Source organism: Acinetobacter sp. Root1280 (genome assembly GCF_001425285.1).
GTDB lineage: Bacteria > Pseudomonadota > Gammaproteobacteria > Pseudomonadales > Moraxellaceae > Acinetobacter > Acinetobacter guillouiae.
The window spans coordinates 161,607-183,947 of the sequence record NZ_LMED01000027.1 but is presented as its reverse complement, the minus strand read 5'-3'; the positions used below and the strand labels follow the sequence as shown (position 1 = coordinate 183,947).

Genomic DNA, 22,341 nt, shown 5'->3' with positions numbered 1-22,341 from the left:
TCAGTGGATGAAGGGCAATGTTACTGACGATTATTTATATTATAGCCATTACAGCAGAAGCCATGACTGGAGCGTTGTCCGCAGGACGACGCAGTATGGACTGGTTTGGGGTGATACTGATTGCCTGTGTCACTGCACTCGGTGGTGGTTCTGTGCGAGATGTTTTACTTGGACATTATCCACTGACTTGGGTCAAACATCCTGAATACCTTGTTCTGACATGCTGTGCTGCCTTTGTCACCATTATTATTGCCAAATGGATGAAGCATTTACATTCAATTTTCTTATTGTTGGATGCTTTAGGCTTAATTGGTTTTACCATTATTGGTTGTCAAATTGCCTTGCAAATGGGACATGGTTTTGTGGTTTCCGCCGTTGCTGGGGTGTTAACAGGGGTATCTGGTGGTATTCTACGAGATATTCTGTGTAATGATGTTCCGTTGGTATTTCGTCGTGAACTGTATGCGTCGATTTCCTTTGTTGCAGTGATTTTCTATTGGTTCTGTATAGATTTCGGTTTATCGCTTGAAATTACCGTGGTTTCTACTTTAGTTTTTGGTTTTGCATTACGTTGTGTGGCGATTTATTTTGGTTTGGAAATGCCGAAATTTATCTATAAAGATGATGATGAACAATCGGCATCTTCTAAAGATGAGTCCTAAGGATGGATGCTTGAACAGCAGCTATTGATTGTGAATCTCTGCATTTAACTTTGAGCTTGGTATGTCATATCAGATTCATCAAAATATTAAACTTGAAAAATTTACTGACCTAGATTTTGCTGTGTATTTTGAATTGGTCAAAAATATTAAAGTCATGCAAATGATTACCGAGCGAGCATTAACGCTTGAGGAAGCGCATACCGAATTTGCCAAGATTTTATCCAAGAATGCCTATGATGTGGCATTGGGAAATTATAAAATTCTTGATGCTCAAACAAATGACTTTATCGGTTTAGCTAAACTCGAGTTGGATCAGCCAACAGCAACAACTGCGGAGTTGGGCTATATGCTTTTACCCGAATATTGGGGGAAAGGCATTGCCAGTCAAGTTGTTACATTTTTAATTGAGCATGCAAAAAAACAACCATATTTAAAGGATCTCATGGCTATCATTGATCCCGAAAATATACCTTCAAGAAAAATATTGATAAACAATGGTTTCCATTCTAAAGAGTTTAAAGATTTTGACGGACTAGCAGGAGAAATTTTGCTGTTCAGTCTTTAAAATTAAACAGCGAGCCAAAGTTGTTCCTGCTTTTACATATTTGTTGAGTGCATTATGGATTTAGTATCACGTGTACAACGCTTACCCATAGGTAAATTTCACTATACCTTACTCTGGGTGATCGGACTGGGCTGGATGTTTGATGCCATGGATACAGGACTGATCTCCTTTATTCTCACCAAAATGGCAGAAGAATGGCAAATGACCCCTACTGAAAAAGGCTGGGTAGTCTCCATTGGCTTTGTGGGTATGGCAATTGGTGCTGTATTTTCAGGTGGTTTGGCTGATCGAATTGGTCGTAGAACAGTCTTTGCGATTACTTTGGTGACCTATAGCATTGCAACCGCGTTATGTGCTTTTGCGCCGAATCTGACTTGGTTATTGCTGTTCCGTTTTATTGTCGGCTTAGGGCTGGGTGGGCAACTTCCTGTGGCTGTGACTTTGGTCAGTGAATATATCCCTGCTCAAGTACGTGGTCGATTTATCGTACTTTTAGAAAGTTTCTGGGGACTTGGCTGGCTTGTTGCTGCGCTTATTTCTTATTTTGTGATTCCTGATTATGGTTGGCATATTGCATTTTTGATTGGTGGTTTACCTGCAATTTATGTTTTTATGATTCTCAAAAAAGTGCCTGAATCGGTTCCTTATTTGATTAATCGTGGACGAATTGAAGAAGCCCATGCACTGGTACAGAAACTGGAACGGCAGTGTGGTGTAGAAGTGATTGAAACCATTGAAGTCAAACCTGTTTCAGCAAAACAAACGATTTCATTTTCACAGCTTTGGTCAGGTGCTTTTGCCCGTCGTACTTTGATGCTGTGGTTGATTTGGTTTGGCATCGTCTATTCTTATTATGGCATTTTTACTTGGTTACCAAGTCTGCTGGTCAAGCAGGGCTATACCATTGTGCAGTCTTTTGAATATGTACTCGGGATGATTTTGGCACAATTACCTGGTTATGTGGCTGCGGCTTGGTTGGTGGAAAAGCTTGGACGTAAAGCAACCCTCGCTGGTTTTATTGGTCTGTGTGCGCTTTCTGCTTACTTCTTTGGTCAAGCGACCTCAGTCAATATGATTATGTTGTGGGGATGCTTAATGTCGTTCTTTAATTTGGGTGCATGGGGGGTTTTATATACTTATACGCCTGAACAATATCCAACCAATATTCGTGCTTTTGGCTCAGGCTGGGCATCTGCAATCGGTCGTATGGGGGGGATTGTCGCACCGTTGGTGGTGACCCATATGATGGTGGCAAGTGATGGGTTTAGTTCAGTCTTTATGATGTTTACGATTGTACTTTTCGCTGTTGCCGCTGTGGTTTTGATCTTGGGTGAAGAAACCAAAGGTAAGACCTTAGAAGAGATTGGATTGTGATTGTGAAGGTTGTGCAGAATAAATTTAGATATTAATTAGATCTCTTATCAAAGTAAGCTTTTAAATGATTTCTAAACGAGATTAACCCTGATCAATCATGGCTGATTATTCCATAGAAATGAATTTGTATGATTCTAAAACTTACAATGCCACCCTTTACATTTAAAGTTTAAATTCCTTTGCGTAGGCGATGCCTCACTTTTCAGAGATGAAAAGATGACAAAAATCTTCTGTTGGGTGAGAGGTACGTCCTGTACCCCCACCCAACGGAGCGACATCCATGTCGCCACACGATAGAACAACCATGTCTAATTCATGAATATAAAAAAGCAGACGAATGAATATAATTGTTATTGCACATATAGAGTATTAAAGGCTCATTTTTTAATGATGCAAGAAGCCTACAGTTTCAAGTGATTGATTTTCTTGTTTTTGAGAAAATGTAATTTGTAATTTGTAATTTTTAGAAAAAAGATTATTAAATAGTTATGTTCTTATCAAAAAGTCTTTTGAGACTAATATATCTAGAACATTTTTTGAATCGAAATTTATGCCTTGATTCGTATGAGAACTTTAACATTATTCAATAAAATCAGAAGGAAATAGTTATGTCAGCTAAAACCATTCAAGATATCAATAAACAGTATAGTTATAAAGATGAAAATCCAGGTGGAAAAGGGGATGACTCCCTTGTTTCTTGTGCGCAATGTGAGGAATATAATGAATAATGAATTAAAATATATTTACGATAAGAAGCTTCAACCATTCATTGAGGATGGTGAATTTACTAAACAAGAAGCAATTACAGCATTAGAAGAAACTTGCAAAGAATTAAAGAATCCAAGAAACAGGGCTGATTTTTATAAAAAATTATCAGATAAATTGAGTGTGGAAATTAAATAATCCTTTGTTTTTTATATTTATAAATCAAGACCTCAATTCTTATCAAATCGAGGTCTTTCTATTTTATCTATAAGAGCATTTTGTTTTGATAAGAATTGTTGTGTATTTGACTTTTAATATTTTAGATTTGAAATAAAAGTTGCTCATTTCTTAAAAAATGGATAATTTTACGTCATTAGAAAGATCTTAAGACGCAATTTGTCGTTGTAGGGTACACTGGCACTTGTGTAGTCAGACCCTGCGACTTAGCATAAGAACGTAGATACAAAACATTTATTTAGAACGCACTTATTTAGGATAAAAGGTTGTTATGACAAGCCTTGCGCATCATGCGACAGAAAATCGTTCCGTAGCAGAATTTACTGAACAAGCTTACCTCAACTATGCCATGTACGTGATTATGGATCGTGCATTGCCACACATTAGTGATGGTTTAAAACCTGTACAACGCCGTATCGTTTATGCGATGAGCGAATTGGGCTTAAAACCAAGCGGTAAGCCGAAAAAGTCTGCACGTACAGTCGGTGATGTATTGGGTAAATACCATCCGCATGGTGACTCAGCCTGTTATGAGGCCATGGTGTTGATGGCACAGCCATTTAGTTACCGTTACCCATTTATTGAAGGGCAAGGGAACTGGGGTTCGCCTGATGATCCTAAATCATTTGCAGCTATGCGTTATACCGAAGCCAAACTTTCTCCTTATAGTGATTTGTTACTTTCTGAATTAGGTCAAGGGACCTGTGATTGGCAAGATAACTTTGATGGTTCAATGAAAGAGCCAGTCAATTTACCAGCGCGTGTACCAAATATTTTACTCAATGGTACCACTGGTATTGCAGTGGGAATGGCAACGGATATTCCGCCACACAATTTACGTGAAGTGGTTAAAGGTACGATTGCTTTAATCCGTAATCCAAACTTAACAGATGAAAAAATTGCAGAATATATTCCTGCACCCGACTTACCGACCAAAGCAGAAATTATTACACCACGTGATGAATTATTAAAAATTCAAATGACTGGACGTGGTAGCTATCGTACCCGTGCAGTATATACCATTGAAAAAAATGAAATTATCATCACTGAGCTGCCATATCAAGTTTCTGGCTCGAAAGTCATCACGCAAATTGCAGATCAAATGCAAGCCAAAAAACTGCCATTGGTCAGTGACTTACGTGATGAATCAGACCATAAAAACCCAACACGTTTGGTGATTGTATTACGTTCAAATCGTATCGATGCCGATGCAGTCATGAGTCATTTGTTTGCGACAACCGATTTAGAGTCGAGCTATCGTGTCAATATGAACATGATCGGTGCTGATGGTCGTCCACAAGTCAAATCAATCCGTCGCATTTTATTAGAATGGATTGAAATTCGTAAGAGTACTGTCACACGTCGTCTGCAATATCATCTGAATAAAATTGAAAAGCGCCTACATATTCTTGGTGGTTTGATCATTGCGTATTTGAACATTGATGAAGTGATCAAAATTATTCGTGAAGAAGATCAACCTAAACCCGTGTTGATGATGCGTTTCAATATTGATGAAGTTCAGGCAGAAGCAATTTTAGAGCTTAAGTTACGCCATTTGGCAAAACTTGAAGAAATGGAAATGCGCCGTGAGCAAGAAGAACTTGAGGCCAGAGCAGCGGTGATTCGTGAACAACTTGCAAATCCAGAGTCATTAAAATCTTTGATTATCGAAGAACTTAAAGATGATGCGAAGAAGTTTGGTGATGATCGTCGTTCACCGATTGTGCAACGTGAAGAATCACAGGCCATTAGTGAACAAGATTTAATGCCTGCTGAAGCGGTAACGGTGATCCTTTCTGAGGCGGGTTGGGTTCGTGCAGCCAAAGGTCATGATATTGATGTTGAAAAATTAAATTTCCGTGCCGGTGACCAGTACTTAAGTTCAGCACAAGGTAAGTCGAATCAGAAAGTATATATTTTAGATGAAACTGGACGAAGTTATGCTTTGGCCATCAATAGTTTGCCATCGGCGCGTGGTTTAGGAGAACCGTTGAGTTCAAAACTTTCTCCAGCCAATGGTGTGGGCTTTATGCAAGTCCTAATTGACGATGAAGAAAAAGAAATAGTTGCTGTAAGTTCAAAAGGTTATGGCTTTAAATCGCAAGCTAAACAATTGGATACCAATGCCAAAGCAGGTAAAACATTCCTGACTGTTGCTGAAAATGCGACAGCAATGCCAATCGAAGTCGTTGAAAACCATACTCATTTGGCTATACTCAGCTCAGCAGGACGCCTACTTTTAATTGAATTATCTGACTTGCCAACGCTCAATAAAGGTAAAGGAAATAAGTTGATACAACTTGAAACTAATGAGTCTGTTCAGTTTATGTTAACTTTGAATTTAGATGAAGTAATACAAGTGCTTGCAGGGCAGCAACAATTAAAATTAAAAGGGGAAGATTTACAGAAATATATCGGTAAACGCGCATCAAAAGGTCAGCTGTTGCCGCGCGGATATCAAAAAGCAAATAAACTGTTGATTCAAAGATAAAACTAGCATCCTTGGATTGAAATACGTTATATATGCAAAGTGTTCGTGAAAATGGATGCAATATTGAGCACAAAGAAGCCAAAAAATTATGTTCAATATTGAGAAAAACAGTTTAAAACTAAGGATTACTGATTGGAGATTATGGCATTATGGAAAAAGTTTGGTTCGCTGAATATCAAAAAACTGGGATTCCAGAAACAGTAGAATTGCCACAGGAAAATAGCTCTCTTATTGATATTTTTGAGCGTAATTTCCAAAAATTTGGTTCACGTGATGCCTTTATCTTCATGGATAAAGTGATGTCATTCAGTGATCTTGAATTGGCAAGCCGTAAATTTGCAACCTATTTGCAAAGTTTAGGTTTGGCAAAAGGTTCACGTGTTGCAGTGATGATGCCTAACGTCCTTCAGTATCCAGTTGTCGCTTTAGGTGTACTCCGTGCAGGTTTGGTACTTGTGAATGTGAATCCACTTTATACAGCACGTGAATTAGAACACCAACTTAATGATTCAGGCGCTGAAGCGTTGGTCATTGTTGAAAACTTTGCGACTGTTTATCAAGCGATTATTGGTAAAACACCAGTAAAACATGTTGTCATTGCTTCGGTTGGCGATATGTTAGGTACCTTAAAAGGTACTTTGGTAAATTTTGTTTTACGTAAAGTGCGTAAACAAATTCCAGATTGGAATATTCCAGGACATACTAAGTTTAATGCCGCATTGGCAAAAGTAAGTCCAAGTAATTATAAACGTCCAACCATGACACTCAGTGATACTGCTGTACTTCAGTACACAGGCGGTACTACGGGTGTTTCCAAAGGAGCGGAACTTACCCACCGTAACTTAGTTGCAAACTTGTTGCAATGTGACGGTATTTTCCAAAGTAAATTTGGCCAAGGTGATGGTGCTAAAGATGATCGTATCTTCTGTGCTTTACCGCTTTATCACATCTTCGCATTTATGGTTTGTGCGATGTATGGTATGTATAAAGGTCAGGCAAATATTCTGATTCCAAATCCACGTGATTTACCTGCAGTGATTAAAGAATTACGTAAATACCAACCAGGTTTCTTCCCTGCGGTAAATACTTTGTTTAATGCGCTGGTGCATAATGAAGAATTTAGACAGCTCGACTTTAGTAAGTTAAAAATGGCGATGGGCGGTGGTATGGCCGTGTTACCGTCAACTGCTGAAGAATGGAAAAAAGTTACAGGAACCATCATTATTGAAGGTTATGGTTTATCTGAAACTTCTCCAGTCGCAACTGCAAACCCACCTGCAACGACTGAGTTTAGTGGCACAATTGGTATTCCTTTACCACTGACGGATGTTGCGATCTTAGATGATGATGGCAATCATTTATCACAAGGCGAGCAGGGTGAAATCTCGATTCGTGGTCCTCAAGTCATGAAAGGCTATTGGAATCGTCCAGATGAAACTGCAAAAGTCATGACAGCGGACGGTTATTTCCGTACAGGTGATATTGGGATCATGGATACCCGTGGTTATTTCAAAATTGTCGATCGTAAGAAAGACATGATTTTAGTATCTGGCTTCAATGTCTATCCTTCTGAAATTGAAGAAGTGATTGCGCAACATCCTAAAGTGCTTGAAGTGGCTGCAATTGGTGTGCCTGATGAAAAATCTGGTGAAGTGCCAAAACTATTTGTAGTGAAAAAAGATCCATCTTTAACCACTGAAGAAGTTCTTGAATATGCAAAAGAAAACTTAACGGGTTATAAACGTCCGCGTTATGTTGAGTTTATGGATGATTTACCAAAATCAAATGTAGGTAAAATCCTACGTAAAGATTTACGTAAATAATTGAAAAATTAAAGATAAAAAGCGCCAATAGTGGCGCTTTTTTATCTTCGATGTAAAGTAATCGATCGCTTTATGCGGTGATTTCAACATTTATTTTTTGTGAGAACGAATATACCAACCATCAATATAGGGGCGGCTTAAGCCAACAATTGCTGTAAAGGTTAGCATAGTGCCCATTTGACGCCCTAGTGCAGAAGGATGAATACTGCCATAGCTAAAATAAATATCGATTAAACAGTATACGACAATAATAGCTAACCAAAAGTATAGATTCATACGCTTTATACCAACGGCAAAAAAAGCCACCACCAAAACAATGAGCGTTCCCAAGGTGGATTGCCAATTGTAATTTGCACAAATCACGCACAAGAGAAAAGCCAAAATTGGCAATACAATTTTAAGAATACGATCAATCTCCGCTTGTTGATGGCGCTGCTTTTCTAAAACCTCAAACAATTCATTTTGATCTGGTTGCACGTTATTGTCCTCACTACACAATTTTGCAAAACTCTGCATTTAACAAAAAATATTCTGTTCATGCCATGCTATGATAACTCGCATTAACACTTCATGAGAAAAAATCATGTCTGGGATAGATGGCATCATATATTTAATTCTAATTGCCTGTTTACTTCCTTATGTTTTTACCATTATTGCAAAAGCGTCTGGTGGTTTTAAAGCTGCTGATAATCAGAATCCCCGTGAATTTTTAGCCAAAACCACAGGTTTGGCTGCACGTGCCAATGCAGTACAACAGAATAGTTTTGAGAGCTTACCTTTATTTATTGCTGCGATTTTAATGGCAGAGTATATGGTGGTATCACAACATCTGATTATGATGTTAGGCATCGCGTATATTGTGTTACGCATTATTTATGGAATTTGCTATCTGGCCAATATTTCAGCGCTACGTACCATTATTTGGGCTTTGTCCTTAGCTTGCCCAATTATTTTATTGTTATTGGTTATTCGAATCGTCTAAACAGTTTTCGATGAAATTCATTCATTTTGATGATGCAAAATGTATAATCCGCATCTGTTTGCGCAATTTAGCGTTATAATCGACAAGATTTTAAATAAGACCTCACTTGAAAGAGTATCCTATGAGCTATAGCAATATTCCTGCTGGTAAAGATGCACCAAATGACATCTACGTAATTATCGAAATCCCAGCAAATGCTGCACCGATTAAATATGAAGTAGATAAAGATTCAGATGCTTTATTTGTAGATCGTTTCATGGGTACAGCGATGTTCTACCCAGCGAACTATGGTTATGTACCAAATACATTGTCTGAAGATGGTGACCCATTAGACGTATTGGTTGTAACTCCACACCCATTGGTACATGGTTCAGTGATTCGTTGTCGTCCTGTTGGTAAATTAAACATGGAAGATGATGGTGGTATCGATGCGAAACTGATCGCAGTTCCACATGACAAATTGACTCCGCTTTATAAAGATGTGAAAGAGTATTCAGATCTTCCTGCTTTATTATTGAATCAAATTGAACATTTCTTTGCACATTACAAAGACTTAGAGCCTGGTAAATGGGTTAAATTAACAGGTTGGGAAAGTTCAGAAGTTGCAAAAGCTGAAGTCTTAAAAGCAATCGAAGCTGCAAAATAAGCCAGATTAAAACGTGGTTTGAAGATTGAAAAATGTTCAAACCCATAAAAAAACCTGCATGATTAAATGCAGGTTTTTTTGTTTCTGTGGATTTATTCTAAATTAGAAAAATTTCACAGGAATATCTAAGAAAATACGCCATTCATTGGTATCACCAATGTAGACAGGATTATACGCTTCACTTGCACGGTAGTAAGAGTGACGTAGACGTAAGCTCGCATCTTTTGCAAAACCACTTTGCATGGTGTATTTCACCTGATTAAAGAATTCACGTTCTTGTGCATCATCAGTTACATTGCGGACTTTAATATCCCAACCATAGACAAATGCTGTGGTCCAATTTAAGCCAGCAACACCATAATTGCTAAAGTCTAGGTTATATTGAACTTGTGCTGATTTTTCATGGTTACCAATAAAATCAGACATATAAGAGTTTGGTAGATAAATACTTTGGAAACCGTCAGCATTTTGACCATAGTCATAACCCACATCACCTGTATTTTGTTGGTAAGCCAACATCACAGTGTGCGGACCTTGATTATAAGTAGAAGACAATGCCCAGATATTATTGGTTTTTTCTACGCCTGCTTTACCTGTATTTGCATAATCCGCATCAACAGGACCTGTTGCAGAATAGGTATTGGCATTTTTATCAAACTTGGTGTGATAACCACTGAAATCAAAAGTTAAAGAACTTTGATTTGCCAATGGGTATTTATAATTTGCATTGATATAATGACGTTCTAACGCATTTTTAGAATCTAAACCATAATAAGACGCGCTAAGCTGGTCATCAAATTTGTATTTAGCACCCCAAACAATCGCATCATCTAATTTATTACCATCAGTCTTGATCTGATCAGACATTTGGTCTTTGGTGAATTTACCCGCAACAAGTTCTAAGTTTTTAATTTCATGGCTGGTTAATAACGTACCTGTAAAATATTCAGGAACAAGACGCGTTGTATTACTTGCAAGTACAGGTAAGTCGAGAACTTGCGTACCATAACGTACAGTCGTATTTGAGAAACGAGCTTTTACGTTTGCGCCACCACGTGCCCAATGATCATATGGATCAACTCGTCCATTTGCGTCTCTTGCACCATTATTTTTGAGTGCAATCATATTATTGCCAGCATGGGTGTTTGGACCGATTTTAAAAGAACCATCACCAACTACACCAACACCGAAACCGACGATACCTTGAGTGAAGCCAGAATCTAAGTCAACAATTGCAGTTTGTGCAAATGAGCTTTGATCGTCAATACCATGTTTTTTATCACGAAGAATATAACCTGTACGAAACAATACAGAACCTTTGGCATCTTCAACGAACCCTTTTGCATCACTTTGTTCGCTAGCAAATGTAGGGGATATTAGAACCGCGTTAATTAATACAGCTAAAGTAAGTTTTGGAGCATTCAACATGAATTGCCTCGTGAACGAGAATAGATTGCACTGACTGATCGAATTCAGAACAGATTGTGGATGAATTGTATATTTAATCTATAAAAAGGGAATCTCTTTTGCTTAAAAATATTACATTTCTGTAATGTTTTACACAATATTAATTTCTTTTCTTATGAAAAAAAGTTCTAAAGAATTGTTAAAATGCTGATTTTATGTGAAATATGAAATAAATTGAAAAATATGCCGAATTTATGTCCATGTTTTTTACCAAAAATTTAAAAACACAGTAAAATTCGCCTTTATTTATACGCCCACCCGTTTGTCATCATGAACTCACTTATTTCTAAACTGTTATGGGCAATGCCTATTTGTATCGCGTCGTGCCCGGCATTTGCTGAAGAAGCAAATGTCTTGGTTGAAAATGGTACGATCTCTGGAAATGTGGGACTGGTATCCAAGTACATTTATCGAGGTGGAGTTGAAAATGATGATGTCGCTGTGCAAGGCGGTTTAAGTTATGCACATAAAAGTGGCATCACGGTGGGGTATTGGGGTTCTACACTGAGCTACAACCCTGCAGATGATACGCAAGATCATGGTTTTGAAAATAATTTTTATTTAGCTTATGCTCAAGAAATTGCGCAAAATTGGAGCTATAACTTAAAAACCACTGCATATGTTTATCATAAAGGCGGTACTGTTTATGCTGATCAAGCAGATCATCGTAAAACCACCTATACAGATCTATCCGCTGAGCTGAGTTATAAAAATTTAACCGCAGGTGCTTCAGTGATGTTAGCCGATGCATCCTCTGCCAATGCGGGTGATGTTTATCTAAGCATCGCGTATCGTCATGCTTTGGTTAAAGATTTTATTTTCAACACTTCTATTGGTGCATCTTTATATAACAGTCATCATGATGACAGTATTGTGCAGACAGAACAGGATTTTGCGTTAAGTGAAATGCGCTTGGGGCTCAGTAAAGTCATTGCCAATACAGGTGTTTCAGCTTCATTAGACTATGTAATTGGTGGTAAAGACCGTTTAGGTGAAGATTATAAGGATAATTTGGTATTTGGTTTGACTTATAGTTTTTAAGATTAACTTATAGTTTTTAAGATGAATATGAGTGAGTTATTTTACTTACCTATTTTATCGAAGTGTATGACCGAAGATAGGACATGCACTTTTTTTAGGCATTTTTTAAAATGTGTGCTTTTTTTGAGCAAAAATAATATGCACCATTAAAATCATCTTACATGAAAAGCTTAAAGCAATATTTATACGCTTTTTATGACAACAATAAAGCACGTTATAGAAAATTTACGCTTAGATTTTTCATACTACTTTGCATTAAAACCATGCTTAAAGTAGGTCAGTATGAATCAGTTCCATCAAGTGATGCTTGAAATAGCATATGTTCAACAACTGAAGAATAAAAAAAATTATCCACAATTTTTTACTTCTAATATATTGATTATAAATAGATTGCAACATATTTCTGAGTTTTATAAACAGCTTGAGTTTCATCTTGGCATGGCAATTGCTAATTGCTTAGGGAGTTCATCAAATTTTAGCATAACAAATAAACATCATATGATGGGGGAGCACTCAAGATGAAATTCTCAACTAAAGCACTAACATTGGCAGTTCTATCGTCTACAGCAACAATAGCAATGGCGGAGGATACGACGCTTTCACAATTAGGTTTAAGTTTTTCAGGCAGTGCTGCTTTAACGAGTGACTACCGTTTTCGTGGTGTTACTCAAGCTCAAAATGATCCAGCTGTGCAAGCCACTTTTGCATTGACACATTCTTCTGGTTTGTATGCGGGTGTATTTGGTTCAAATGTGAATTTTGGCGGTCCAGATCCACATTTAGAGCTTGACCCTTATATTGGTTATTCTACAGCACTTGAAGGTTTTGCGAGCAAGCCAGTTCTAGATGTCGGTCTTTGGTATTATAACTACCCAAGTGCAAGTGATTTAAATTGGTTAGAACTGTACGGTAAATTAACCTTTAAAAATGCATTTACGGAAGGTGATAGCATTCTTACCAATATTAACTATACCAATGATTATGCTGGCGCAGATGCGAGTAGCTGGAATGTGAATGCAGGCTATTCAGTACCATTTGGTTCTACAGGTTTTGGTGGTGTTGCGAATGTCGGTTATACCGTTGTTACAGATGACGATAAATATAACTTCAATGGCGATGATAATTATGTGGACTGGAAAGTAGGCGTAACTTATGTACCAAAATCAATTCCAAGTCTGACAGCAGAACTTGCTGCGATTGGTACAAATACGGATACAGACGGTTTAACTAATGTAGCAAAACGAGCTGTTGAAACAGGTGCAGTGTTTACTTTAACTAAAGCGTTCTAAGCGCAAATTAAAATCTATAAAGGTGACCATGAGTCACCTTTATTTTTTGCGATTTTGAACTCAAATTAGGCTTTCACTTCAAATGCTGGATGATATTTTACCGTTCCTTGTGGAATGCTTTGGTTAAATGTAAGGGCTTGAAAATATTCAGCAGGCACACCTTCAAGGATCAAACGGTCATGAGGCTGAAAGCCAAATTTGGAATAATAGGCAGGATCTCCAAGCACAACACATCCTGCGGCATTGAATTGTTGTAACTGCTGTAATGCGTGTTGGATTAAAGCTTTGCCAACACCTTGGTGTTGATATTCTGGTGCAACTGAAATTGGACCTAAACCATACCAATGTTGTGCACCAGAAGAAATCTCCACAGGTGAAATTGCCACATGTCCAATAATCTGTTGATCTAATTCAGCAACAATGGAAATGGTTAATTGATTTGCCTCTCTGAGTGCATTGACGATCAAGTGTTCAGTATGGTCGGTATGCGCTGCATTTAGAAAAGCCAGTTGAGTGAGATTGAAAATATTTTCAATGTCGTCTGCATGTTCGTTGCGTAAGGTTAAATTTAGCATGTTATTTATCTTCTATACGTCATAGCTTGGATTCTAAGATTGAGTTCCCCGATATGACAAGGCTTCGGTTAAATGGGCACTTTGGATTTGCTCACTTTGAGCTAAATCTGCAATGGTCCTTGAAACACGTAAAATTCGATGATATGCCCGCGCAGATAAATTCAAACGTTGTTGTGCCATTTCGAGCATTTGCTTGGATGTTTCATCTAAAATCACATATTTTTCTAAGTCTTTTGGCGATAAGTTATGATTTAAATAGCCTTGTCTTTGGATTTGAAAATCGCACGCATCAATCACCCGTTCCCGCACAGTTGCTGAATCTTCGACAGGCGTTTGATCCTGTAATTCTTGGGCTTTTAATGGTGGCACATCGATATGTAAATCAATGCGATCCAATAATGGACCTGAAATTCGATTTTGATACCGCTTAATTGCTTCGGCAGAACATTGGCAGCGACTGTCTTGGTTAAACGCATAACCACAAGGGCAGGGGTTCATTGCTGCAATCAATTGAAAGTTTGCAGGAAATGTAATTTGGCGTGATGCTCTAGAGATAACGATTTCTTTAGATTCAAGTGGTTGCCTTAAAACTTCGAGCACTTTTTTGTCAAACTCAGGCAATTCATCTAAAAATAGTACACCTAGGTGTGCCAGCGTAATCTCTCCGGGTTTTGGATTTGAACCGCCACCGACAAGAGCGATTGCAGACGCGGTATGGTGCGGGGCGCGAAATGGGCGCTGTCCAAAATGGTGTTTAGTCTTGGCAATTGAATAAATGCTGGCAACTTCAAGATTTTCTTGTGGATTTAAGGCTGGCAAAATACTCGGTAAGCGAGAAGCTAACAGGGTTTTACCTGTACCTGGTGGGCCTTTAAATAAAAGGGAATGTCCACCTGCTGCTGAAATTTCTAAAGCGCGTCGTGGGCGTAGTTGTCCTTTGACATCTGCCAAATCAAATTTATAGGCATTGTCTTGCTGTACTTTTTGCCGAACAGTTACATCAATTTTTTGTAGGTTTAAGAAATGCTCACAGACTTGTTTTAAGTGCTGTGCAGCAAACACCTGAAACTCAGGCAATTGCGCTGCTTCTGCGGCATTTTCCTGTGGCAACATCAATTGATGCTTGGCCATTTGACATGCCATTGCAATGGTTAAGGTTCCTGTGCTGGGCCTTAAGTGCCCATCCAGTGCCAACTCACCAATAAACTCAAAATGATCTGTGACATTTTCGGGAAGTTGCCCTGTGGCAATCAAGATACCAAGTGCAATGGGCAGATCTAAACGAGAGCCATCTTTGGGCAGATCCGCAGGTGCGAGATTGATGGTTAGGCGTTTGCTTGGGAATTGATAACCACTGTTAATGATGGCAGATCGAACGCGATCTTTACTTTCACGAACTGCAGCTTCAGCTAAGCCAACAATTGTTAAAGAAGGAAGCCCTGCACTAACATGGACCTCAACTTCAATTAAAGGTGCATGTAGCCCGAGCAAGCCTCGGGTATAAATTTTTGCTAAAGACATTGTTGTTTTCCACTTGTGCTTTATTTTTAATCATTATTATATTTTTTGCACCAATAATGTGCAAATTTAGTTTACTTTTTATCCTGAATCAGTATCTCAAGTGCTTTGACCTGTTCTTGTAAATCGGTCAATCGTAAATTGGCATTATTTAGTGCAGTCTTTTGGCGTTCAATTTCGTCTTTTGAAACGATATCCATTTTAGAAATGGCTTCATTCAGCAAGGCGCGTAAATTATGTTCTATGTCTTTTTTAGGCTGATCGACCTGTTCTAAAATTGCTTGTAATAATGTTTCAATCATGAGGAATCCAAATGAGTAATGTTCTTTGCCTAGTGTAACATCGCGTATTCATTTTATTTAAGTAATTTTTTATCCGATGCTTAAAGCATGATGTCTCTTATAATTTAGCAGTGAAATCTAAAAAAACACGCAATATTATGTGTTTTTTAAAGTTGCAACTTCACCTAAGTATATACAATAGGTTATAAAGGCAATGCATGTTGATTGAATTAATCACCCCAACCATTAATAAGATTGGCATGAAAATTGAACATAAAACCTTACTGGTGAAATAAGCCGAAGGAAAACAATATGAAGCTCGTAACTGCAATTGTAAAACCGTTTAAATTAGATGACGTGCGTGAAGCACTGTCTGATATAGGCGTTCAAGGGATTACCGTAACTGAAGTTAAAGGTTTTGGTCGTCAAAAGGGGCATACTGAACTTTATCGTGGCGCTGAGTATGTTGTTGATTTTCTGCCTAAAGTGAAAATCGAAATCGCAATCAGTGATGACATGGTAGATTCAGTGATTGAATCTATTACACGCGTTGCTAGCACTGGCAAAATTGGTGATGGAAAAATTTTCGTGACTAATTTAGAGCAAGTAATTCGTATTCGTACAGGTGAAACAGGTCCAGACGCTGTTTAATTTGGCACGAAGATTGCTGGTTATGTATATCAATACATAACTCACAAAATTAGGTTGGGGGATACGAATGAAAAAAATGCTATTAGCGCTCAGCCTGTCTGGCGCACTTCTTGGCGGATCAGTTGCGTGGGCAGAAGAAAACGTAGCTGAGCCTGCATCTACAGCTGTTGCAACGGCAAGTGATGTGACTGCAACAGTCGCCGATACATCGGCAACCGTTGCGCCTGAAACGGTGACTGCCGCAGCTGCTCCAGCAGAGGCAGAAAAACCAACTTTAAATACAGGTGATACAGCGTGGATTCTTGTATCTACAGCACTTGTATTACTGATGACAATTCCCGGTTTAGCATTATTCTACGGCGGTATGGTTCGTAAGAAAAATGTGCTTGCCACCATGGCGCAAAGCTTTACTGCCGCAGCAGTAGTCAGCATCGTATGGGTGGTCATTGGTTATTCACTTGCATTTGGTTCTGGTAACGCTTTTATTGGTGGTTTCGATAAAATCATGTTATCTGGAATTACAACAGATGCGCTGAGTGGCACAATTCCAGAAATTCTTTTCGTTATTTTCCAAATGACTTTTGCGATTATTACCGTTGCCATTATCAGTGGTTCTGTGGCTGATCGTATGAAATTCAGTGCTTGGATCACATTTATTACGATTTGGGTCATTATTGTTTATGCACCGATTGCACACTGGGTATGGGGTGGTGGCTGGTTAATGAATGATGGCGCGCTTGATTTTGCTGGTGGTACTGTTGTTCATATTAACTCGGGTGTTGCTGGTCTAGTTGCTGCGTATTTACTGGGTAAACGTATGGGCTTAGGCAAAGAATCTATGGCACCACATAACTTAACTTTAACTGTATTGGGTGCAAGCTTGGTATGGGTCGGTTGGTTTGGTTTCAATGGTGGTTCTGCTTTAGGTGCCAATGGTTCAGCAGCGTATGCTTTGGTCACAACTCAAATCGCAGCCGCAGCGGCAGCAATTGCTTGGTTAGTGGTTGAAAAAATTGTTCGTGGTAAAGGTTCAGTATTGGGTGCAGCATCTGGTGCAGTTGCTGGTCTGGTTGTGATTACGCCAGCAGCAGGTTTTGTGACGGTAAGTGGTGCGTTGATCATGGGCTTAATCGGTGGTGTGGTGTGCTTCTGGGGGATCTCTGGTCTTAAACGCATCCTTAAAGCAGATGACTCATTGGATGCATTTGGTTTACATGGTGTAGGCGGTATTGTTGGTGCGATTTTAACAGCTGTATTTGCCAGCTCATTCATTATGGGCGACAAAGCACCGACAGATGTTATGCATCAATTATGGGTACAAGTTGAAGGTGTGTTAGCAACAATCGCATACTCAGCAGTTGTGACCTTTATCCTACTTAAAATTATCGATGTGGTGATTGGGATCCGTGTTGAATCTGATGATGAGCGTATGGGGCTTGATTTAAGCCAACATGGCGAACGTATCGAATAATCAATCTAATTAGAATAATAACTATATATAGTATAAAACAGTCCGTAAGGGCTGTTTTTTTTCCATATCTTGCGAAAGGCTCAACAAAATCAGGTTTTTTTGCTACACTAGATGAAATCATGAATTTTGTTCAATAAAACCACTATGCATTGTCCATTTTGCAACGCTGCAGATAGTAAAGTAATCGACTCTCGTTTGGCCGCTGAAGGTAGCCAGATTCGTCGACGTCGTGAATGTATCAGTTGTGGCGAACGTTTTACGACATTTGAGAGTTATGAAGTGGTCATGCCACGCGTGACCAAGTCAGATGGTAAAAATGAACCGTTTGACGAAGCAAAATTACGACGTTCTTTAATGCACGCCTTACAAAAAAGACCCGTGACTCAAGAACAGATTGAAACCGTCATTAGTGATATTCAATTGCAAATTCGCCGCCTCGGTGAACGTGATGTACGTTCACGCACCATTGGTGAAATTGTCATGAAATCGTTGTTTGCATTGGATCATGTGGCTTATGTGCGTTTTGCGTCGGTGTATCAAGATTTCCAAGATATTGATGCGTTTCGTCATCAAATTGAACAAATGCAAGATCGTGGGCAAGACCACTAATTTTATTTTTGAACGTTATTGATTAGGAATTTTATGTCTGAGTTTGATTCAAATTCTAAACCCGAAGATTATGTAAACATAGATCAGGTTTGGATGCAGAAAGCAATTGAGCTCGCGAAGCTTGGACAATATTCCACACGACCAAACCCGAACGTCGGTTGTGTCATTGTAAAAGATGGGCAATGGGTGGGAGAGGGTTTTCATCCTAGAGCTGGTCAACCTCACGCCGAAGTTTTTGCCATGCGTCAAGCAGGCGAGTCTGCCAAGGGCGCAACCGCGTATGTCACTTTGGAACCTTGTGCGCATTATGGCCGTACACCACCTTGTGCTAAAGGCTTGGTTGAAGCGGGTGTCAGCAAAGTTGTTATTGCATGTGCTGATCCAAATCCTTTGGTGGCGGGAAAAGGCGTGGATATTTTACGCCAGGCAGGGATTGAGGTTGAAACAGGGGTTTGTGAGCAACAAGCGGCTCAACTCAATCAAGGCTTTTTAAAAGCAATGGCAACGGGTGTGCCTTATGTGCGGTTAAAGGTTGCGTCAAGTTTAGATGGCCGTACAGCAATGGCGTCTGGTGAGTCTAAATGGATCACTGGGGCTGAATCACGTCAAGATGTTCAGCATTGGCGGGCTATTTCAGGTGCAGTGATTACCGGGATCGATACCATTTTGGCAGATGACCCTCAATTAAATGTGCGTTCATTGGGTGATATTGATATTGCAACGATTGTCCAGCCTAAGCGGGTGATTTTAGACCGACAAGGGCGTTTGCCACTCAATGCTCAAATTCTTAGCGCGCCTGAAACAGTGATGGTCATGGGACCATTTCGTCAAGAACTTGCCAAGCTGGGCGTGGTACAATTAGAAGTACAATCTTTAAAAGATTTGCTTACGACTTTAAAAGATTTCCAAATTTACGATGTGTTGGTTGAAGCAGGTGCGACATTATCCACTGCATTTTTGCAGGAAAAGCTGGTGGATGAATTAATCAGTTATGTTGCGCCAACCTTTTTAGGACAATCAGCACGTGCCATGTTCAATGCCGAATTTGAAACGATGGCACAACAATTACGTTTTAAGTTACAAGATGTTCATCAGTTTGGTGATGACATTCGCTTAAGACTTATCCCTTCACAAGAGTCAGTATGAATCCAGAGTCAACATCATCGGTTTACCATAAACGTCGTCATGCTGCGCGTACAACAGATGAATATCTTTTTCATCAGTTGGTTCCCTATCTGGGAAACAAACGTCGTTTGTTGCATCTGATTCTTGAAGCGCTTGAAATCACAGGTACTTTGAATCCTAAGGGTAAACGCGCCCCGATTTTTGCCGATTTTTTTGCAGGCAGTGGGGTGGTTTCACGTTTAGCACGTCAAAATGGCTATCGGGTGATTGCCAATGATTGGGAACCGTATAGCCATGCATTAAATCATGCCATTTTGGCATGCACAGATGCACCTGCATTTAAAGAATTGGGTGGGTATCAAAAAGCCATCGATTATTTAAACCGCTTGCCTGAAGTGAAAGGATGGGTTACGCATAACCTTTGTCCGCGGAATGATGAAATTTATGACCCTGCACGAGACCGTTTGTTTTTTAAACGCCGTAATGGGATGCGTATAGATGCAATTCGCCAGCAAATTGCCACTTGGCAAGCACAGGGTGCAATTGACGATGTAGAAATGAGTGCCTTATTGGCACCTTTGCTCTATTCAGCAAGTTTTGTCAGTAATACCAGCGGTGTATTTAAAAGCTTCCATCATGGTTGGGGCGGTAAGACCCAAACTGCGTTGGAACGGATTGAGTCGTTATTGTGGCTTACACCGAGTCGCTTTAGTGAAGTCGGGCAAAATAAGCAGAAAACACCGATGGCAGAAGTGTGGTGTGTAGATGCACAGCACTTGGCAAATCAAATGAGTGGTTTTGAAGTCGATGTGGCTTATCTAGATCCACCGTATAACCAACATGCCTATAGTAGTAATTATCATGTACTCAACTCGCTAACACTGTGGGATCAAGTTGATTTACCGACACCGGATACCAAAGGTTTTAAAAGTGGGATTGACCGTGCATGGCGTAAAGAACGCCCAAGTCCTTATAATTCTTCTAAGCATGCACAAGAAGCTTATGAGAATTTGTTGGAAACGATTAATGCGCGTTATATTCTCACCAGTTACTCAACCGATGGAAATATTGAGGCCAAAGACTTATTGGCGGCCAATCTGAAACGTGGCAAAGTCACCTTATTGACTCAGGATGTGCCTCGTTATCGTGTCAGTAAACAGCGTCAGTCTGAACGCGCACGTGTGCTTGAGTTTATTGTAATCACCGATACCCATGCTAAGTCTGGACCACCATTGCGTCAGCTGTTGGGTCAACTCTATCATTTTGCAGAATTGGGTGGTGTGGATACCTCAGGTGTAAGTACGCAACTGGCCTTATGGTAAGAATGCACCTTTGCCTTTAAAATATGGGCAAATGCAAAATAAACACGATTGAACTTCATCAGTTCCTCTCACTGCAGCAGTAGGTAGAATTATGTTCACAGGTATCATTGAAAGTTTGGGTAAAGTCGAAAGTTTACAAAATGTAGGCGGTGATGTGCGCTTACGTATTCAGACAGACTTGGATATGTCTGATGTACATTTGGGCGACTCTATTGCAACCAATGGGATTTGTTTAACTGTGATCGACTGGGGTGAAAACTGGTACGCTGCTGATGTGTCCCGTGAAAGCTTAAATCGTTCGACTTTAGCAAGTTGGAAAGCGGGGCAGGCGGTCAATGTAGAAAAAGCAATGTTGCCAACAACACGCTTCGGTGGACATATCGTTAGTGGACATGTCGATGCTGTGGGTGAAATCACCGTAGTGTGTTCAGATGCTCGCTCACTGTATTTCGAAGTCACTGCACCTGTTGAAATTGCTAAATATTTGGCTGAAAAAGGTTCTGTGACTGTAGATGGAATTAGCCTCACCATCAATCATTTACGTGGAAATATCTTAAGTTTAAATTTAATTCCACATACTGCTGAACGGACCAATATTGGAACGTGGAAAGTGGGCTCTCAAGTGAATTTAGAAGTCGATGTATTGGCACGTTATATAGAAAGATTGTTACTTGGTGATAAAGCTGCTGAGCCAAAAGCAGAGTCTAAACTCAGTATGGAATTTCTGGCAGCCAATGGTTTTTTAAAATAAATAAAAACCAAAACCGATTAAAAAAAGCCTAATTTATTTAGGCCTTTTAATATATACATGATTAAATTAGGCTAATATATCGTGAATTCTTCTGTAAGAGAGTTGAGTATTGCTTGAATTTTTATTGCATTTAGAACAATTATTGCCCACTTTTTTAGAAAATTACGGGCTGTGGATTTATGCCATTTTGTTTCTAATTATTTTTGCAGAAACTGGCTCAGTCTTTATGTTTTTTCTCCCTGGCGATAGTTTATTGATCGCTGTCGGTGCTTTATGTTCTACCGCTGAATCTGTGCATTTGCACTATATGGGTGTGTTGCTGATTATTGCTTCAATTTTGGGGTATATGGTGAACTATTATACGGGACGTGCGCTGGGTTTTAAATTTTTCCACGCGCATTCACGTTGGTTTAAGCCTGAATATATTAAAAAGACTAACCATTATTTTGAAAAGCATGGCGGGAAAACCATTCTGGTTGCCCGTTTTGTGCCTTTTGTTCGTTCTTTTGCTCCTTTTGCAGCGGGTGCAGGGCATATGAAAATGCCTGTATTCATGTTGTATAACATTTTAGGCGGATGGATTTGGATTGCGCTGTTACTTGGTGCGGGTTATGGCGCGGGTAATTTATTATCTTTACTGCTCGATTCATTTTAATCAGATTCAAACCGTCGTAAACTGCCCCGATGAATAAGCCGAATGCTGATCCTCAACATTCGGCTTATTCATATTGAGAATAGAATAAAAACGCGAGTGGT

The 22,341-nt window shown here is 39.3% G+C and carries 22 protein-coding genes; 17 read left to right on the top strand and 5 right to left on the bottom strand.

Annotated features, from left to right (window positions below):
* Nucleotides 1–17: 17 nt before the first annotated feature.
* From ASC84_RS19120 to ASC84_RS19095, 6 genes are all read left to right on the top strand, one after another.
* Nucleotides 18–662: a trimeric intracellular cation channel family protein gene (locus ASC84_RS19120; RefSeq protein ID WP_004725253.1), complete on the top strand. Its 645-nt coding sequence runs from the start codon at nt 18–20 to the stop codon at nt 660–662.
* Nucleotides 663–723: 61 nt separating this feature from the next.
* A complete protein-coding gene (locus ASC84_RS19115; protein ID WP_056517612.1) occupies nt 724–1,227 on the top strand; it encodes a GNAT family N-acetyltransferase in 504 nt (167 codons plus the stop codon).
* A 54-nt stretch (nt 1,228–1,281) separates the two neighbouring features.
* On the top strand, nt 1,282–2,601 hold the full coding sequence (locus ASC84_RS19110) for an MFS transporter (RefSeq protein ID WP_056517608.1): 1,320 nt from the start codon (nt 1,282–1,284) through the stop codon (nt 2,599–2,601).
* A gap of 720 nt (nt 2,602–3,321) precedes the next feature.
* A complete protein-coding gene (locus ASC84_RS23400; RefSeq protein WP_227515178.1) occupies nt 3,322–3,504 on the top strand; it encodes a hypothetical protein in 183 nt (60 codons plus the stop codon).
* Nucleotides 3,505–3,814: 310 nt separating this feature from the next.
* Nucleotides 3,815–6,034, top strand: a complete 2,220-nt coding sequence (gene parC / locus ASC84_RS19100) for a DNA topoisomerase IV subunit A (RefSeq protein ID WP_056517606.1) — start codon at nt 3,815–3,817, stop codon at nt 6,032–6,034.
* A gap of 149 nt (nt 6,035–6,183) precedes the next feature.
* Nucleotides 6,184–7,857, top strand: coding sequence for a long-chain-fatty-acid--CoA ligase (locus ASC84_RS19095; protein ID WP_004725264.1), 1,674 nt, complete (start codon nt 6,184–6,186; stop codon nt 7,855–7,857).
* Nucleotides 7,858–7,947: 90 nt separating this feature from the next.
* Here ASC84_RS19095 and ASC84_RS19090 read toward each other — a convergent pair whose 3' ends face one another.
* A complete protein-coding gene (locus ASC84_RS19090) occupies nt 7,948–8,373 on the bottom strand; it encodes a hypothetical protein (protein ID WP_051065591.1) in 426 nt (141 codons plus the stop codon).
* A 67-nt stretch (nt 8,374–8,440) separates the two neighbouring features.
* Between ASC84_RS19090 and ASC84_RS19085 the strand changes: the two genes are divergently transcribed.
* Together ASC84_RS19085 and ppa are read left to right on the top strand one after the other, a co-directional pair.
* The gene (locus tag ASC84_RS19085) at nt 8,441–8,839 is read left to right on the top strand and encodes an MAPEG family protein (protein WP_004725268.1); all 399 of its coding nucleotides are present in this window, start codon (nt 8,441–8,443) and stop codon (nt 8,837–8,839) included.
* A gap of 121 nt (nt 8,840–8,960) precedes the next feature.
* Nucleotides 8,961–9,485, top strand: coding sequence for an inorganic diphosphatase (gene ppa, locus ASC84_RS19080; RefSeq protein WP_004725270.1), 525 nt, complete (start codon nt 8,961–8,963; stop codon nt 9,483–9,485).
* A gap of 102 nt (nt 9,486–9,587) precedes the next feature.
* Here ppa and ASC84_RS19075 read toward each other — a convergent pair whose 3' ends face one another.
* On the bottom strand, nt 9,588–10,913 hold the full coding sequence (locus ASC84_RS19075) for an OprD family outer membrane porin (RefSeq protein WP_056517603.1): 1,326 nt from the start codon (nt 10,911–10,913) through the stop codon (nt 9,588–9,590).
* A 309-nt stretch (nt 10,914–11,222) separates the two neighbouring features.
* Here ASC84_RS19075 and ASC84_RS19070 point away from each other — a divergent pair, with 309 nt between their 5' ends.
* Together ASC84_RS19070 and ASC84_RS19060 are read left to right on the top strand one after the other, a co-directional pair.
* Nucleotides 11,223–11,993: a TorF family putative porin gene (locus ASC84_RS19070; RefSeq protein WP_056517600.1), complete on the top strand. Its 771-nt coding sequence runs from the start codon at nt 11,223–11,225 to the stop codon at nt 11,991–11,993.
* 518 nt (nt 11,994–12,511) lie between these two features.
* Nucleotides 12,512–13,282 carry a TorF family putative porin gene (locus ASC84_RS19060; RefSeq protein ID WP_056517593.1) on the top strand — a complete coding sequence of 257 codons (771 nt, stop codon included), beginning with the start codon at nt 12,512–12,514 and terminating at the stop codon, nt 13,280–13,282.
* 65 nt (nt 13,283–13,347) lie between these two features.
* On the opposite strand, the gene ASC84_RS19055 is transcribed toward ASC84_RS19060, so the two are convergent.
* From ASC84_RS19055 to ASC84_RS19045, 3 genes are all read right to left on the bottom strand, one after another.
* A complete protein-coding gene (locus tag ASC84_RS19055; protein WP_056517590.1) occupies nt 13,348–13,857 on the bottom strand; it encodes a GNAT family N-acetyltransferase in 510 nt (169 codons plus the stop codon).
* A 33-nt stretch (nt 13,858–13,890) separates the two neighbouring features.
* Complete coding sequence (locus ASC84_RS19050) at nt 13,891–15,378, bottom strand: YifB family Mg chelatase-like AAA ATPase (protein ID WP_056517586.1); 1,488 nt, start codon at nt 15,376–15,378, stop codon at nt 13,891–13,893.
* A 71-nt stretch (nt 15,379–15,449) separates the two neighbouring features.
* Nucleotides 15,450–15,677: an accessory factor UbiK family protein gene (locus tag ASC84_RS19045; RefSeq protein ID WP_056517583.1), complete on the bottom strand. Its 228-nt coding sequence runs from the start codon at nt 15,675–15,677 to the stop codon at nt 15,450–15,452.
* A gap of 291 nt (nt 15,678–15,968) precedes the next feature.
* On the opposite strand from ASC84_RS19045, the gene glnK reads away from it, so the two are divergent.
* From glnK to ASC84_RS19010, 7 genes are all read left to right on the top strand, one after another.
* A complete protein-coding gene (gene glnK / locus ASC84_RS19040) occupies nt 15,969–16,307 on the top strand; it encodes a P-II family nitrogen regulator (protein ID WP_004725283.1) in 339 nt (112 codons plus the stop codon).
* Between the two features lie 67 nt (nt 16,308–16,374).
* Nucleotides 16,375–17,778 (top strand): ammonium transporter, encoded by a 1,404-nt coding sequence (locus tag ASC84_RS19035; RefSeq protein WP_056517581.1) that lies wholly within the window; start codon nt 16,375–16,377, stop codon nt 17,776–17,778.
* 144 nt (nt 17,779–17,922) lie between these two features.
* The gene (nrdR, locus tag ASC84_RS19030) at nt 17,923–18,387 is read left to right on the top strand and encodes a transcriptional regulator NrdR (protein ID WP_004725286.1); all 465 of its coding nucleotides are present in this window, start codon (nt 17,923–17,925) and stop codon (nt 18,385–18,387) included.
* 33 nt (nt 18,388–18,420) lie between these two features.
* Nucleotides 18,421–19,533, top strand: a complete 1,113-nt coding sequence (ribD, locus tag ASC84_RS19025; protein ID WP_004725287.1) for a bifunctional diaminohydroxyphosphoribosylaminopyrimidine deaminase/5-amino-6-(5-phosphoribosylamino)uracil reductase RibD — start codon at nt 18,421–18,423, stop codon at nt 19,531–19,533.
* A complete protein-coding gene (locus tag ASC84_RS19020; protein ID WP_004725289.1) occupies nt 19,530–20,834 on the top strand; it encodes a DNA adenine methylase in 1,305 nt (434 codons plus the stop codon). The genes ribD and ASC84_RS19020 overlap by 4 nt, the downstream gene beginning before the upstream one ends.
* Nucleotides 20,835–20,925: 91 nt before the next feature.
* Nucleotides 20,926–21,585, top strand: a complete 660-nt coding sequence (locus tag ASC84_RS19015) for a riboflavin synthase (protein ID WP_056517578.1) — start codon at nt 20,926–20,928, stop codon at nt 21,583–21,585.
* Nucleotides 21,586–21,694: 109 nt separating this feature from the next.
* Nucleotides 21,695–22,240, top strand: a complete 546-nt coding sequence (locus ASC84_RS19010) for a VTT domain-containing protein (RefSeq protein ID WP_004725292.1) — start codon at nt 21,695–21,697, stop codon at nt 22,238–22,240.
* Nucleotides 22,241–22,341: the final 101 nt, after the last annotated feature.

Excerpts from the sequence above, each read along its gene's own strand:
- ASC84_RS19120 (WP_004725253.1), top strand. The coding sequence starts at position 18 with ATGTTACTGACGATTATTTATATTATAGCCATTACAGCAGAAGCCATG.
- ASC84_RS19115 (WP_056517612.1), top strand. The coding sequence starts at position 724 with ATGTCATATCAGATTCATCAAAATATTAAACTTGAAAAATTTACTGAC.
- ASC84_RS19110 (WP_056517608.1), top strand. The coding sequence starts at position 1,282 with ATGGATTTAGTATCACGTGTACAACGCTTACCCATAGGTAAATTTCAC.
- ASC84_RS23400 (WP_227515178.1), top strand. The coding sequence starts at position 3,322 with ATGAATAATGAATTAAAATATATTTACGATAAGAAGCTTCAACCATTC.
- parC (WP_056517606.1), top strand. The coding sequence starts at position 3,815 with ATGACAAGCCTTGCGCATCATGCGACAGAAAATCGTTCCGTAGCAGAA.
- ASC84_RS19095 (WP_004725264.1), top strand. The coding sequence starts at position 6,184 with ATGGAAAAAGTTTGGTTCGCTGAATATCAAAAAACTGGGATTCCAGAA.
- ASC84_RS19090 (WP_051065591.1), bottom strand. The coding sequence starts at position 8,373 with ATGCAGAGTTTTGCAAAATTGTGTAGTGAGGACAATAACGTGCAACCA.
- ASC84_RS19085 (WP_004725268.1), top strand. The coding sequence starts at position 8,441 with ATGTCTGGGATAGATGGCATCATATATTTAATTCTAATTGCCTGTTTA.
- ppa (WP_004725270.1), top strand. The coding sequence starts at position 8,961 with ATGAGCTATAGCAATATTCCTGCTGGTAAAGATGCACCAAATGACATC.
- ASC84_RS19075 (WP_056517603.1), bottom strand. The coding sequence starts at position 10,913 with ATGTTGAATGCTCCAAAACTTACTTTAGCTGTATTAATTAACGCGGTT.
- ASC84_RS19070 (WP_056517600.1), top strand. The coding sequence starts at position 11,223 with ATGAACTCACTTATTTCTAAACTGTTATGGGCAATGCCTATTTGTATC.
- ASC84_RS19060 (WP_056517593.1), top strand. The coding sequence starts at position 12,512 with ATGAAATTCTCAACTAAAGCACTAACATTGGCAGTTCTATCGTCTACA.
- ASC84_RS19055 (WP_056517590.1), bottom strand. The coding sequence starts at position 13,857 with ATGCTAAATTTAACCTTACGCAACGAACATGCAGACGACATTGAAAAT.
- ASC84_RS19050 (WP_056517586.1), bottom strand. The coding sequence starts at position 15,378 with ATGTCTTTAGCAAAAATTTATACCCGAGGCTTGCTCGGGCTACATGCA.
- ASC84_RS19045 (WP_056517583.1), bottom strand. The coding sequence starts at position 15,677 with ATGATTGAAACATTATTACAAGCAATTTTAGAACAGGTCGATCAGCCT.
- glnK (WP_004725283.1), top strand. The coding sequence starts at position 15,969 with ATGAAGCTCGTAACTGCAATTGTAAAACCGTTTAAATTAGATGACGTG.
- ASC84_RS19035 (WP_056517581.1), top strand. The coding sequence starts at position 16,375 with ATGAAAAAAATGCTATTAGCGCTCAGCCTGTCTGGCGCACTTCTTGGC.
- nrdR (WP_004725286.1), top strand. The coding sequence starts at position 17,923 with ATGCATTGTCCATTTTGCAACGCTGCAGATAGTAAAGTAATCGACTCT.
- ribD (WP_004725287.1), top strand. The coding sequence starts at position 18,421 with ATGTCTGAGTTTGATTCAAATTCTAAACCCGAAGATTATGTAAACATA.
- ASC84_RS19020 (WP_004725289.1), top strand. The coding sequence starts at position 19,530 with ATGAATCCAGAGTCAACATCATCGGTTTACCATAAACGTCGTCATGCT.
- ASC84_RS19015 (WP_056517578.1), top strand. The coding sequence starts at position 20,926 with ATGTTCACAGGTATCATTGAAAGTTTGGGTAAAGTCGAAAGTTTACAA.